This is a genomic window from Streptomyces sp. NBC_01571 (assembly GCF_026339875.1).
GTDB lineage: Bacteria > Actinomycetota > Actinomycetes > Streptomycetales > Streptomycetaceae > Streptomyces.
The window spans coordinates 3171985-3185055 of the sequence record NZ_JAPEPZ010000001.1; the positions used below are offsets into that span (position 1 = coordinate 3171985).

The 13071-nt window shown below is 71.2% G+C and carries 9 protein-coding genes; 2 read left to right on the top strand and 7 right to left on the bottom strand.

The features are described 5' to 3' along the window. Window positions 1-184 precede the first annotated feature (184 nt). Complete coding sequence (locus tag OHB41_RS14315) at window positions 185-898, bottom strand: SIMPL domain-containing protein (RefSeq protein WP_266698433.1); 714 nt, start codon at window positions 896-898, stop codon at window positions 185-187. Between the two features lie 149 nt (window positions 899-1047). Between OHB41_RS14315 and OHB41_RS14320 the strand changes: the two genes are divergently transcribed. Next, complete coding sequence (locus tag OHB41_RS14320; protein ID WP_266698434.1) at window positions 1048-2862, top strand: bifunctional metallophosphatase/5'-nucleotidase; 1815 nt, start codon at window positions 1048-1050, stop codon at window positions 2860-2862. Window positions 2863-2978: 116 nt separating this feature from the next. Here the strand turns inward: OHB41_RS14320 and OHB41_RS14325 are convergent, their stop codons facing one another. The 6 genes from OHB41_RS14325 to OHB41_RS14350 form a co-directional block, all read right to left on the bottom strand. Continuing rightward, complete coding sequence (locus tag OHB41_RS14325) at window positions 2979-4397, bottom strand: lysine N(6)-hydroxylase/L-ornithine N(5)-oxygenase family protein (protein WP_266698436.1); 1419 nt, start codon at window positions 4395-4397, stop codon at window positions 2979-2981. Then, window positions 4394-5779, bottom strand: a complete 1386-nt coding sequence (locus tag OHB41_RS14330) for a pyridoxal phosphate-dependent decarboxylase family protein (protein ID WP_266698438.1) — start codon at window positions 5777-5779, stop codon at window positions 4394-4396. Before OHB41_RS14330 ends, OHB41_RS14325 begins: the two co-directional genes overlap by 4 nt. Window positions 5780-6547: 768 nt before the next feature. Beyond that, on the bottom strand, window positions 6548-9049 hold the full coding sequence (pepN, locus tag OHB41_RS14335) for an aminopeptidase N (protein WP_266698440.1): 2502 nt from the start codon (window positions 9047-9049) through the stop codon (window positions 6548-6550). 70 nt (window positions 9050-9119) lie between these two features. After that, window positions 9120-9590: a response regulator gene (locus tag OHB41_RS14340; RefSeq protein WP_266698442.1), complete on the bottom strand. Its 471-nt coding sequence runs from the start codon at window positions 9588-9590 to the stop codon at window positions 9120-9122. Between the two features lie 125 nt (window positions 9591-9715). Next, complete coding sequence (locus OHB41_RS14345; protein WP_266698443.1) at window positions 9716-10147, bottom strand: chorismate mutase; 432 nt, start codon at window positions 10145-10147, stop codon at window positions 9716-9718. Between the two features lie 11 nt (window positions 10148-10158). Beyond that, a complete protein-coding gene (locus OHB41_RS14350; RefSeq protein WP_266698445.1) occupies window positions 10159-11043 on the bottom strand; it encodes a helix-turn-helix transcriptional regulator in 885 nt (294 codons plus the stop codon). Window positions 11044-11144: 101 nt separating this feature from the next. On the opposite strand from OHB41_RS14350, the gene OHB41_RS14355 reads away from it, so the two are divergent. Continuing rightward, entirely contained in the window at window positions 11145-12956 is a 1812-nt protein-coding gene (locus OHB41_RS14355) for a glycoside hydrolase family 35 protein (RefSeq protein WP_266698446.1), read from the top strand. Window positions 12957-13071 lie beyond the last annotated feature (115 nt).

The following is a 13071-nucleotide window of genomic DNA, read 5'->3' on the forward strand; positions in this document are numbered from 1 at the left end:
ATGACTACTCAACAACCTTTGCGTGAAGGATTATTGACAACTGTTGAATTGTGCGTGGGGCCGCTCCTATGAGCAGATTAGGGGCCTGGTGTGTGCGTCGCGGCCCGGTGGCGCTGTGCGGATGGGCCGGCCGATGGACCGCGCGGAGGGATCGTCCCGTCACCGAGTGTGACGGTTTCGGTGGTCACAGCTGGGGTGGGGTCATCGTGAATCGGGCGTTGACCTGGGCGTGGACGTGCTGGCGTTGGGGTTCGAGGTCCAGGGCCGGGGCTTCTTCGGGGGCGGCTCCGGCGAAGGACATGGAGCGCATGCCGCGGCCGGGGGCGGCGGGGTAGGGCGGGGTGTTCTCGGCGCCGATGTCGGCGAGTTCGACGAGGGCGGCGAGGGTGGTGCCGAGGGCTTCGGCGTATTCGCGGGCGCGTTGGACGGCTTCGTGGACGGCTTGTTGGCGGGCTCGGCGGTGGGCGGGTGAGTCGGGGCGCAGGTCCCACCAGGGGCCGTCGACGCGGGTGAGGTCGAGGTCGGCCAGTCGGGTGGTGAGTTCGCCGAGGGCGGTGAAGTCGGTGAGTTCGGCGGTGATGTGGACGCGGCCGTGGTAGGCGCGGATGCGTTCGCCGCGGCCGTGTTTGGTGAGTTCGGGGCTGATGGAGTAGGTGCCGGTCTCGATGTGTTCGACGGCGTCGCCGTAGGACTTGATGAGGTCGAGGGCGGTGGTGTTGCGGCGGGTGAGGTCGGTGAGGGCTTCTCGGCGGTCCGTGCCGCGGGCGGCGACGGTGATGCCGATGCGGGCGATTTCGGGGTCGACTTCGAGGTGGGCTTCGCCGCGGACGGCGATGCGGGGTGCTTCGGGGGTGCCGTAGGGGAGGGAGGGTTGGGGTTCTTCCGGGGTGGGGGTCATGCGCTCCACTCTGTCATCGTGCGGGTGGGTGTGGGGTTGGTCGTGGGGTGGCTGGTCATCAGATGGATACCTTCGGGGCCTGTTCGGGAGTGTCATGCGTGGGTCAGAATCTACGCGCGTCGTTGACCGATTCCCGAGGAGTCTGTGACATGTCTTTGAACCGCCGGAAGTTCCTGGAGAAGTCCGCCGTGACGGGTGCGGGGGTGGCGCTCGCGGGTGCGGTAGCGGCTCCGTCCGCGCAGGCCGCGACGGAGTCGGTGGCGGGGGGTAGGAAGAAGCCTGTGAAGCGGTACTCCCTGACGGTGATGGGCACGACGGATCTGCACGGGCACGTCTTCAACTGGGACTACTTCAAGGACGCGGAGTACCGGGACGGTGCGGGCAACGCGCAGGGTCTGTCGCGGATCTCGACGCTGGTGAACGCGGTCCGCAAGGAGAAGGGGCGTTGCAACACGCTGCTGTTGGACGCGGGTGACACGATCCAGGGCACTCCGCTGACGTACTACTTCGCGAAGGTCGATCCGATCACGGCCAAGCACGGTCCGGTGCACCCGATGGCGCAGGCGATGAACGCGATCGGGTACGACGCGGTGGCGCTCGGGAACCACGAGTTCAACTACGGGATCGAGACGCTGCGGAAGTTCGAGTCGCAGTGCGATTTCCCCTTGTTGGGTGCGAACGCGCTGGACGCGAAGACGCTGAAGCCGGCGTTCCCTCCGTATCTCATGAAGACGTTCCGGGTTCCGGGTGCGCCGGCGGTGAAGGTGGCGGTGCTGGGGCTGACGAACCCGGGTATCGCGATCTGGGACAAGGCCTATGTGCAGGGCAAGTTGGTGTTCCCGGGGCTTGAGGAGCAGGCGGCGAAGTGGGTGCCGAAGCTGCGTTCGATGGGGGCGGACGTGGTCGTGGTGTCGGCGCACTCGGGTGCGTCGGGCACCTCGTCGTACGGTGATCAGTTGCCGTATGTCGAGAACTCGGCGGCGTTGGTGGCGCAGCAGGTGCCGGGGATCGACGCGATTCTGGTCGGGCACGCGCATGTGGAGATTCCGGAGTTGAAGGTCACCAACGCGAAGTCGGGGCGGACGGTGGTTCTTTCGGAGCCGTTGGCGTTCGCGGAGCGTTTGTCGGTGTTCGACTTCGAGTTGGTGTTCGAGGAGGGGCGGTGGCAGGTCGAGTCGGTGGCGGCGTCGGTCCGCAACTCGAACTCGGTGGCTGACGACCCGAGGATCACCCGGCTGCTGAAGGACGAGCACGCGTTGGTGGTGGAGTACGTCAATCAGGTGGTCGGTACGGCGACGGAGACGTTGACGACGGTCGAGGCGCGGTACAAGGACGCTCCGATCATCGATCTGATCACGAAGGTGCAGGAGGACGTGGTCAGGGCGGCGCTGGTCGGGACGGAGTACGCGTCGCTGCCGGTGATCGCGCAGGCGTCGCCGTTCTCGCGGACGTCGGAGATTCCGGCGGGTGAGGTGACGATCCGGGATCTGTCGAGCCTGTACGTGTACGACAACACGTTGGTGGCGAAGGTGCTGACGGGTGCGCAGGTGCGGGCGTACCTGGAGTACTCGGCGAACTACTTCGTGCGGACCGCGGCGGGTGCGGTGGTGGACGTCGAGAAGCTGACCAACGCGAACGACCGTCCGGACTACAACTACGACTATGTGTCGGGGCTGGCGTACGACATCGACATTGCGCAGGCGGAGGGTTCGCGGATCAGGAATCTGACGTACGGGGGTGTGGCGCTGGATGACGCGCAGCAGTTCGTGTTCGCGGTGAACAACTACCGGGCGAACGGTGGTGGCGCGTTCCCGCATGTGGCGTCGGCCAAGGAGGTGTGGTCGGAGTCGACGGAGATCCGTACGCGGATCGCCGAGTGGGTGACGGCGAAGGGCACGCTGGACCCGAAGGAGTTCGCGTCGGTGGACTGGAGGCTGACGCGGGAGGGCACGCCCGTCTTCTAGGACTGCGCGGTGACGTGAACGGCGTCGGCGTTCCCTTTCGGGGGGCCGGCGCCGTTTGGCGTGCGGGCCCGTGTACGGCGCGGTCCGCGGGGGCCGGGGTCGTGGGCCGGCCGGTTTTATCGTCCGTCGACGAGGGGGGTGAGGGTCGGGATGTGCCGGGTGGCCGGGACCTGTGGGTGGGGTTCGAGTCCGAAGGTGGTGAAGGCCGTCCGGCGTGGGAGCGGGTAGGGGTCCTTGCCGGTGAGGGAGTTGAGGATGGTGGCGCTGCGCCAGGCGGCGAGGCCGAGGTCGGGGGCGCCGACGCCGTGGGTGTGGAGTTCGGCGTTCTGGACGTAGACGCGGCCGGTGACGGAGGGGTCGAGGTGGAGGCGGAACTGGTCGTCGATGCGGGGGCGTTCGGAGCTGTCGCGGCGTAGGTAGGGGTCGAGTCCGGCGAGGATGCGGTCGAGGGGGCGTTCGCGGTAGCCGGTGGCGAGGACGACGGCGTCGGTGGTGAGGCGGGTGCGGGTGCCCTGTTGGCCGTGTTCGAGGTGGAGTTCGACCTTGGTGGTGGCGACGCGTCCCGCGGTGCGGACGGTGACGGCGGGGGTGAGGACGGCGTCGGGCCAGTCGCCGTGCAGGGTGCGGCGGTAGAGCTCGTCGTGGATGGCGGCGATGGTGTCGGCGTCGATTCCTTTGTGGAGTTGCCATTGGGCGGCGACGAGGCGGTCGCGTACGGGTTCGGTGAGGGCGTGGAAGTAGCGGGTGTAGTCGGGGGTGAAGTGTTCGAGGCCGAGTTTGGAGTACTCCATGGGGGCGAAGGCCTCGGTGCGGGCGAGCCAGTGGATCTTCTCGCGTCCTGGGGGGCGGTTTCTGAGGAGGTCGAGGAAGACCTCGGCGCCCGACTGTCCGGCGCCGATGACGGTGATGTGTTCGGCGGTGAGGAAGCGGTCGCGGTGGGCGAGGTAGTCCGCGGCGTGGATGACGGGCACGCCGGGGGCTTCCACGAGGGGTTGGAGGGCGTCGGGGATGTGGGGGGCGGTGCCGACGCCGAGGACGATGTTGCGGGTGTGGGTGCGGCCGAGGGCTTCGGCGTCTCCGTCGGGGTCGAGTTGGGTGAAGTCGACTTCGAAGAGGGTGCGTTCGGGGTTCCAGCGGACGGCGTCGACCTGGTGTCCGAAGTGGAGTCCGGGGAGGCGGTCGGCGACCCAGCGGCAGTAGGCGTCGTATTCGGCGCGTTGGATGTGGAAGCGCTCGGCGAAGTAGAAGGGGAAGAGGCGGTCGCGGTCCTTGAGGTGGTTGAGGAAGGACCAGGGGCTGGTGGGGTCGGCGAGGGTGACCAGGTCGGCGAGGAAGGGGACCTGGAGGGTGGCGCCGTCGATGAGGAGGCCGGGGTGCCAGTCGAAACCGGGGCGTTGTTCGTAGAAGACGGTGTCGAGTTCGTGCAGGGGCTGGGCGAGGGCGGCGAGGGAGAGGTTGAACGGGCCGATGCCGATGCCCACGAGGTCGCGGGGTGCTTCGGGTTCGTGGCGTGGGAGGAGGGGCGTCGGGCTCATCGGGGGGTGTGTCCTTCCACCAGTTTCAGGAGCGCGGCCAGGTCGTCCGGCCGGGTGTGGGGGTTGAGGAGGGTGGCTTTGAGCCAGAGGCGGTCGTCGAGCCGGGCGCGGCCGAGGACGGCGCGGCCGTCGTGGAGGAGGGTGCGGCGTACGGCGGCGACGGCTTCGTCGGAGGCCCCGGCGGGCCGGAACAGGACGGTGCTGAGGGTGGGTGGGGCGTGGAGTTCCAGGCCGGGGCGGGCGGCGATCAGGTCGGCGAGCTCGGTGGCTCGGGCGCAGACGTGGTCGACGAGTGCGCCGAGGCCTGTGCGGCCGAGGGTCTTGAGGGTGACGGCGATCTTGAGGATGTCGGGTCGTCGGGTGGTGCGCAGGGAGCGGCCGAGGAGGTCGGGGAGTCCGGCTTCGGTGTCGTCGTCGGCGTTGAGGTAGTCGGCCTGGTGTCGCAGTGCGGCGAGGTCGTGGGGGTCCCGTACGGCGAGGAGGCCTGCGGCGATGGGCTGCCAGCCGAGTTTGTGCAGGTCGAGGGTGACGGTGTGGGCGCGGTCGAGTCCGTCGAGTGCGGCCCGGTGGCGGTCGCTGAAGAGGAGGCCTCCGCCGTAGGCGGCGTCGATGTGGAGGCGGGCGCCGTGGGTGGCGCAGACGTCGGCGAGGTCGGGCAGGGGGTCGATGAGTCCGGCGTCGGTGGTGCCGGCGGTGGCGGCGACGAGGAGGGAGCCGCGGGGGCCTCGGAGCGTGGTGAGGGCTTCGTCGAGGGCTACGGGGTCCATGGTGCCGGCGGGGGCGGGGACGACGACGGGGTCGGGCAGGCCGAGCAGCCAGGCGGCGCGAGGCAGTGAGTGGTGGGCGTTGGCGCCGTGGACGAGCCGGACGCCGTTGTGTGCTTCTCGGGCGAGGAGTACGGCGAGTTGGTTGGATTCGGTGCCGCCGGTGGTGACGAGGGCGGTGGCGGTGTGCGGCTCGTTCGCCGTTCCGTAGACCTCCGCGGCGAGGGCGGTGGTCACGAGGGATTCGAGTTCCGAGGCGGCCGGTGCCTGGTCCCAGGAGTCCAGGGACGGGTTGAGGACGGAGGCGGCGAGGTCGGCGGCGGTGGCGACGGCGAGGGGCGGGCAGTGGAGGTGGGCGGCGCACAGGGGGTCGGCGGGGTCGGCGGAGCCTTCGGCGAGGGCGTGGACGAGGGTGCGCAGGGCGTCGTCGGTTCCGTGCCGGGGAAGGATGTCGCCGGCCGCGTCCCGTAGGCGTCGGGCGACGTTCTCGGGTCCTCCGGCGGGCAGGGGGCCGCCGCGTGCGGTGCTGCCGGTGCGCAGCGCGTCGAGCACGGTGTCGAGCAGTGGCCGCAGTGCGCCGGGGCCTTCGGGACCTGAGGCGAGGGGCGGCGTGCTCATGGGTGTCCTCCGGTGGGCGCGCGGCAGGGGGGTTCCAAGCCTGTACGGGTTGGGGGCGGCGCGCCCACAGAGCACAACGATCTGACCCGAATGGGGGTACTGCCGGGGGGAGGAAAGGTGAGCGGAGGGGCGGGGGTGACGGGGGGTGTGCGGGGGCCGGGTGGGGTGCGGGGCCCTGCCGGGCGGTGCCGGGCCCTGCCGGGCGGTGCCGTGCCTTGCCAGGCGGTGCGGGGCCCTGCCGTGCCGTGCGTGTCGGGCCGGTGCCGTCGCCGGGGAGGGCGCCGCGGTCGGCGAGCGCGTGCCGGGCCCTGCCGGGCGGTGCCGTGCCGTGCCGTGCCGTGAGTGTCGGGCCGGTGTCGTCGCCGGGGAGGTCGGCGAGCGCGTGCCGGGGAGTGCCGTGCCGTGCCGTCCGTGAGTGTCGGGCCGATGCCGTCGCCAGGGAAGTCCCCGCGGTCGGCGAGCGCGTGCCGGGGAGTGCGGTGCCGGGGGCGGCGAGGTGAGGCCGATCGTCCCTGCCGTGCCCCGCGAGGGACGATCGACCTGCCGTGTGGCCGGAGGGGAGGAGCGGGTCCTCCCCTGCCGGACCCGGCCCTGCCGGACCTGGCCCTGGAGGCACCGGCCCTGCCGGGCATGGCCCTGCCGGACCCGGCCCTGCTGGATCCAGGGCCGGTGCCTCCAGGGCCGGTGGAATCCGCGGCCGGTGGAACCCTCGGCGGTGGATCCCGGGGCGTGGAACCCAGGCCCCGGTGGATCCCCGCCCCGATGGATCTAGTTCCGGCTCGACTCCCGTACCTTCAGCGCCCTTGACAGGTCGTCGAGTTGGTCGACGAGCTTGCGGCGCAGTGCCGGGATGGGGTCGGCGTCGCGCAGGCAGGCCTCGCCGAGGCCGAGGGTCTCGGGGGTGACGGCGTGGGCGGGGAAGGCGTAGCGGCCGGCGGCTTCGGCGATGGCGGGGCCGCGGCGGGCGGCGAGGGCCACGGCGTCGGACCAGTAGCGCTCGACGTACTCCCGTACGAGGTCGGTCTGTTCGGGCTGCCAGAAGCCCTGGGCGGTCGCGGTGAACAGGTAGTTGGAGAGATGGTCGGAGGCGAACATCTCCTCCCAGGCGCGTCGTTTGGCCTCGGGGTCGGGCAGTGCGGCGCGGCAGCGGGCGGCGCCTTCCTGGCCGGTGGCGCTGGGGTCCTGGACGAGTTCGGCCTCGATGACGGCGTCGTCGATGGCGCCGAGGACGGCGAGGCGGCCGAGGACGCGCCAGCGCAGTTCGGGGTCGAGCTCGGGGCCGCCGGGGACGGTGCCCTCGGAGAACCAGGCGCTGATGGTGTCGGGGTGTGCGGCGACGTCGATGTAGTGGCGTACGGCGGTGAGGCGCAGCCCCGGGTTGTCGCCGTCCTCGGTGCGGCGCAGGAGGTCGCGGCAGAGGTCGGTGAGGGTGGCGAGGGCGGTCGGGCGGTCCTCGGCGGGCAGGAGGCGGTCGGCGACGTGGGTGGCGGCGAACGTCAGGACGCCTTGGACGAGGGCGAGGTCGGTCTCGTGCGGGAGGTGGGTGCGGGCTGCGTCCACGTAGGCCATGGCGGGCAGTTCGCCGTCGCGGACGGCGTCGCGCAGGGCGTTCCAGACGACGGCGCGGGTGAGGGGTTCGGGGAGGCCGGACAGGGCGGCGCTGACGGTCTGGAAGGAGTCGGTGTCGAAGCGGATCTTGGCGTAGGTGAGGTCGCCGTCGTTGAGGAGGATCAGGGCGGGGCGGCGGCCGGTGCCGAGTTCGACGGGGGCGTCCTGGGGTACGTCGGTCTCGAAGCGGTCCCGTGGGACGAGTCGCCTGTCCTCGCCGGGGACAGTGTCGTAGGCGCCGACGGCGATGCGGTGCGGGCGGCTGCCGTGGTGTTCGACGGTGAGGTGCCAGGTGCCCTGGGTCTCGGTGAGCGCGGGGCGCAGGAGGTCGACGCCGGTGGTGCGCAGCCAGGAGGCGGCCCAGGCGTGGACGTCGCGTTCGGTGGCGGCGGCGAGGGAGTCGATGAAGTCGGCGAGGGTGGCGTTGGCGAACTTGTGGCGGGCGAAGTGGGTGTTGATGCCGGCCAGGAAGTCCTTCTCGCCGAGCCAGGTGACGAGTTGACGCAGGGCGGAGGCGCCCTTGGCGTAGGAGATGCCGTCGAAGTTGAGCATGGCGGACGCGGTGTCGGGGACGGCGTCCGGGTCGGGGGCGACGGGGTGGGTGGAGGGGCGCTGGTCGGCGTCGTAGCCCCAGGGTTTGCGGGTGACGCCGAAGTCCGTCCAGGTGTCGGTGAAGCGGGTGGCTTCGGTGAGGGTCTGGTAGCCCATGTACTCGGCGAAGGACTCGTTGAGCCAGATGTCGTCCCACCAGCGCAGGGTGACGAGGTCGCCGAACCACATGTGGGCCATTTCGTGGGCGATGACCATGGCGCGGGTCTGGCGTTCGGTGTCGGTGACGGCGGAGCGGTAGACGAACTCGTCGCGGAAGGTGACGAGGCCGGGGTTCTCCATGGCGCCGGCGTTGAATTCGGGGACGAACGCCTGGTCGTAGGAGTCGAAGGGGTAGGGCTCGTCGAACTTCTCGTGGTAGCGGTCGAAGCAGGCGCGGGTGACGTCGAGGATCTCGTCGGCGTCGGTGTCGAGGTAGGGGGCGAGGGAGCGGCGGCAGTGGATGCCGAAGGGGAGGCCGCGGTGCTCGGTGCGGACGGAGTGCCAGGGGCCCGCGGCGACGGCGACGAGGTAGGTGGAGATCGGTGGGGTGGGGGCGGCCTTCCAGTGGCCCTCTCCCAGGTGTTCGGTGATGCCGTTGGCGAGGACGGTCCAGCCGTCGGGTGCGGTGACGGAGAGGTCGAAGACGGCCTTGAGGTCGGGTTGGTCGAAGGCGGCGAAGACGCGCTGGACGTCTTCCATGAAGAGCTGGGTGTAGAGGTAGGTCTCGCCGTCGGTGGGGTCGGTGAAGCGGTGCATGCCTTCGCCGGTGCGGGAGTAGTGCATGACGGTGTCGAGGCGCAGTTCGTGTTCGCCCTCGGTCAGGCCTTTGAGGGGCAGCCTGTTCCCGTCGAGGGTTTCGGGGTCGAGGGGCTGCCCGTCGAGGGTGACGGAGCGCAGCTCGGCGGGCTTCAGCTCGACGAAGGTGTCCGCGTCGGCGCGGGCGGTGAACCGGATGACGGTCCGGGAGTCGAAGGTCTCGTCCCCGCGGGTCAGGTCGAGTTCGATCCCGTAGTGGTGGACGTCGAGGAGCTTGGCACGGGTCTGCGCTTCGTCGCGCGTCAGTACGGACATGGGGACATGCTGCCTGATGGCTCCGACAGGGCACAGGGGTGGCCCGTCATGTGGCTTATGTCCGGTCCGGTCAGGGGGTGCGGCCCTGTTCCAGTGTGGGGTGGGCGGCGTCGGCCTCGGCGCGCAGTTCGCGCACTTCCTGTTCCAGGGCCTGGTGGCGGCGGTGGGTGTCGTAGAGGTAGCGGACCTTGGTGCGCAGGGTCCAGGGGTCGACGGGTTTCATGACGAGGTCGGCGACGCCGAGTGCGTAGGCGGTGGCGGACAGTTCGGTGTCCGGGCCGAAGCCGGTGAGCAGGATGACGGGGATGTGCTGGGTCTGCTCCAGGCGCCGCATGTAGCGCACGACGTCGAGGCCGCTGACGCCGGGCATGCGTACGTCGAGGAGGAGCAGTCCGATCCGGCCGCGCAGGAGTTCCTTGAGGGCACCGTCGCCGCTGGTCGCGCTTGTCACGGGGTGGCCCAGGGGGGCCAGGGCGTTCTCCAGCGCGTACAGCGTGTCCTCGTGGTCGTCGACGATGAGGATCCTGGCATCCGACGGCATGGCCCGATACGTCCCCTCGCTCGGGTACCGGCCGGCCCGGGCGTGCATGGACGGGCGGCATGTGCCCTTGGCCTGACACCTGACAGGAGTGCTTCGCGCAGGATGCCCGCTGGGGGCACCCGGTGTCACTCCCCCGTGGTCCCGGTGGCCTGTCCCGTGCCGTCCGCGATGCTCTCGTGGTGGCGGATGACCTCGGCGATGATGAAATTCAGCAACTTTTCCGCGAAGGCCGGATCCAGCTTGGCGTTCTCGGCGAGCCGGCGCAGCCGGGCGATCTGCTGGGCCTCGCGGGAGGGGTCGGCGGGCGGCAGTTGGTGGGCTGCTTTGAGGTGGCCGACCTGCTGGGTGCATTTGAAGCGTTCGGCGAGCATGTGGACGACGGCGGCGTCGATGTTGTCGATGCTGTCGCGCAGTCGGGCGAGTTCGGCGCGCACCGTCGCGTCGGCGTCCGTGCCGGGGGTGCCGGTCGCGTGGCCGGTGTCGGCGATCGTGTCGCCGCTGTCGTCAGTCGCGTTGCCGGTGGGGTCGGTCGCGTCGCCGGTGTTGCTGGTGGTCATGGTCGACCAGCCTACGTGGGAGGCGGGCGCTCGGTCGTGGGCGGATCGTGGGGGTCGGGGGGGCGGTCGTTGCGGGCGCCGGGCGGGGTGCGGGCCTGTTGTGCGCGGAAGTGGACGGGAGCCATGCCGACACGGCGGGTGAACAGGCGGGAGAAGTAGGCGGGGTCGTCGTAGCCGACGCGTCTGGCCACGGCGGCGACGGGGAGTTCGGTGGCGGCGAGGAGTTCCTTGGCGCGGCCGAGGCGGATGGCGAGGAGGTAGTCCTTGGGACTGCGGCCGGCGGCGCGGCGGACGGCGCCGCGCAGTTCGGCGGGGGTCATGCCGTGCCGGGCCGCGTGTTCGGCGACGGTCAGTGGCTGGAAGGCGTCCCGGGCGAGGGCGTGCAGTACGGGGTCGCCGTCGGGGGTGAGGTCGGCGCGGGCGCGGCGCAGCGCGACGAGGAGTTCGTGGACGGCGGCGCCGGTCTCGACCTCCAGGAGGGGGTTGCCGCTGCGGGCGGCGCGGGCGATGCGGGCGACGGTGGCGCGGGCTCCGGTCGTGTCGGAGAGGGGGACGACGGGCCGGTCCGGTTCGATGTAGCCGAGTTCGGTGTAGGCGGTGGTCGCGGGGCCGGTGAAGTCGACGAAGCACTCGTCCCAGCTGGGGTCGGGCCCGTAGTGGTGGGGTACGCCGGGGGTGAGCCAGAGCAGGGCGGGCGCGGTGACGGTGTGGCGGTGTCCGTCGGGGTCCTGGAGCCAGCCGCCGCCCGCGCTGACGACGACGGCGACGTGGTGGTCGAGGGTGCGTGGCCCGACGGTGGGCAGTTCGCCGTGCTGGAGGCCGACGCCGAGGCAGGTGAGGCCGAGCCGGTGGTGGACGGGGGCGGGGGTGAGGTACCGCATCCAGGTGTGGTGCATCCGCTGTCCTCCCGCCGGTGCGGCCGGTGTCGTTCTTCGGTCCAACCAGAGGTGATCTTTGTCCATGGACGGGGTCGCCGCCAGGGGGTGAGGGTGGGCCCATGAGCGAGTTCACCGTGGGGGACACGGATTTTCTGCTGGACGGGCGGCCGGTGCGGCTGCTGTCCGGCGCGCTGCACTACTTCCGGGTGCGTGAGGAGCAGTGGGGGCACCGGCTCGGGATGCTGCGGGCGATGGGGCTCAACTGTGTGGAGACGTACGTCCCGTGGAACCTGCACGAGCCGCGGCCGGGCGTGTTCCGTGACGTGCAGGCGCTGGGCCGGTTCCTGGACGCGGCGCGGGAGGCGGGTCTGTGGGCGATCGTGCGGCCCGGCCCCTACATCTGTGCGGAGTGGGAGAACGGCGGGCTGCCGCACTGGCTGACGGGACGGCAGCGCACCAGGGACGAGGAGTATCTGCGGGACGTGGAGCGCTGGTTCCACCATCTGATGCACGAGATCGTGCCCCGGCAGGTCGACCGGGGTGGCCCCGTGGTGATGGTGCAGGTCGAGAACGAGTACGGCAGTTACGGATCCGACCAGGTGTATCTGCGGCGGCTGGCCGACGTGCTGCGGGCCGAGGGGGTGAGCGTCCCGCTGTTCACCTCGGACGGTCCCGAGGACCACATGCTCAGTGGCGGCTCGGTTCCCGGTGTCCTCGCGACGGTCAATTTCGGCTCCCGCGCGCGTGAGGCGTTCGAGGTGCTGCGCCGGCACCGGCCCGGGGGGCCGCTGATGTGCATGGAGTTCTGGTGCGGCTGGTTCGACCACTGGGGCGGTGAGCACGTCGTACGGGATCCGGGGGACGCGGCGGAGGCGCTGCGCGAGATCCTGGAGTGCGGGGCGTCCGTCAATCTGTACATGGCGCACGGGGGGACGAGCTTCGCGGGCTGGGCGGGTGCGAACCGGGCCGGTGGAGCGCTCCACGAGGGCCCGCTGGAGCCGGATGTCACGTCGTACGACTACGACGCTCCGCTCGACGAACTGGGGCGGCCCACGGAGAAGTTCTGGCGCTTCCGGGAGATCCTGTCCGGGTACGCGGAGGGGCCGCTGCCGGATGTGCCGCCGGCTCCGGCGCCGCTGGGCGCGTCCGCGGTCGTGGACCTGCGGGAGTGGGCTCCGCCGGAGGCCGTGCTGGAGGCGCTGGGGGGTCCGGAGGGCGAGTACGCCGTGCCTCCGACCTTCGAGGAACTGGACGTGGACCGGGGCCTGGTCAGGTACGAGCTGACCGTGCCGGGGCCGCGGGGGCCGTATCCGCTGCTGCTGCGCGGGCTGCGGGACCTGGCGGTGGTGTACGTCGACGGAGCGGCGGCCGGGGTGCTGACCGAGGACGACTCCCGGCTCGAGGAGCCCGTCGCGGGACACGCGCGGGTGGAGATGTGGGTGGAGTCGCTGGGCCGGGTCAACTACGGGCCGCGTTCGGGCGAACCGAAGGGCATCACCGGGGGTGTGCTGCACGAGCGGCAGTATCTGCACGGGGTACGGGCTCGGGGACTGCGTCTCGACGCGTTCGACGACGGCGTCGGCGCGGTGCCGTTCGCGGGGCTGCCCGCGGAGGGTGCCCGTGGTCTGTACCGCGGCACGGTGGAGGTGCGCGGCGCCGGGGACGCCTTTCTCGATCTTCCCGGCTGGACACGGGGGTTCGTGTGGATCAACGGGTTCAATCTCGGCCGCTACTGGTCGGCGGGCCCGCAGCGGTCGCTGTACGTGCCCGGGCCGGTGCTGCGCGAGGGGGCCAACGAGGTGTGGGTCCTGGAGTTGCAGGAGTCGGGCGGGGAGTCCGCCGGGCCGGTGCCGCCGGTTCTGCGCGGTCCGGCTCCGCCCGGGGCACACGATGCTTCCCCTGTGCCGGGGGACCGGGATCGGACCGTGTAGGGCGAGCCGTCCGCGAGCGGGGTGCCGGCGTCCCGGGAGTCGGCGTGAACGTCTGTGTGTGAGTGGTGGGGCGGGCGTCCGGGAGTCGGCGGGGGCATCTGCGATGTGGTGCCGG

Excerpts from the sequence above, each read along its gene's own strand:
- OHB41_RS14340 (WP_266698442.1), bottom strand. The coding sequence starts at position 9,590 with ATGCCGTCGGATGCCAGGATCCTCATCGTCGACGACCACGAGGACACG.
- OHB41_RS14350 (WP_266698445.1), bottom strand. The coding sequence starts at position 11,043 with ATGCACCACACCTGGATGCGGTACCTCACCCCCGCCCCCGTCCACCAC.
- OHB41_RS14320 (WP_266698434.1), top strand. The coding sequence starts at position 1,048 with ATGTCTTTGAACCGCCGGAAGTTCCTGGAGAAGTCCGCCGTGACGGGT.
- OHB41_RS14330 (WP_266698438.1), bottom strand. The coding sequence starts at position 5,779 with ATGAGCACGCCGCCCCTCGCCTCAGGTCCCGAAGGCCCCGGCGCACTG.
- OHB41_RS14325 (WP_266698436.1), bottom strand. The coding sequence starts at position 4,397 with ATGAGCCCGACGCCCCTCCTCCCACGCCACGAACCCGAAGCACCCCGC.
- pepN (WP_266698440.1), bottom strand. The coding sequence starts at position 9,049 with ATGTCCGTACTGACGCGCGACGAAGCGCAGACCCGTGCCAAGCTCCTC.
- OHB41_RS14345 (WP_266698443.1), bottom strand. The coding sequence starts at position 10,147 with ATGACCACCAGCAACACCGGCGACGCGACCGACCCCACCGGCAACGCG.
- OHB41_RS14355 (WP_266698446.1), top strand. The coding sequence starts at position 11,145 with ATGAGCGAGTTCACCGTGGGGGACACGGATTTTCTGCTGGACGGGCGG.
- OHB41_RS14315 (WP_266698433.1), bottom strand. The coding sequence starts at position 898 with ATGACCCCCACCCCGGAAGAACCCCAACCCTCCCTCCCCTACGGCACC.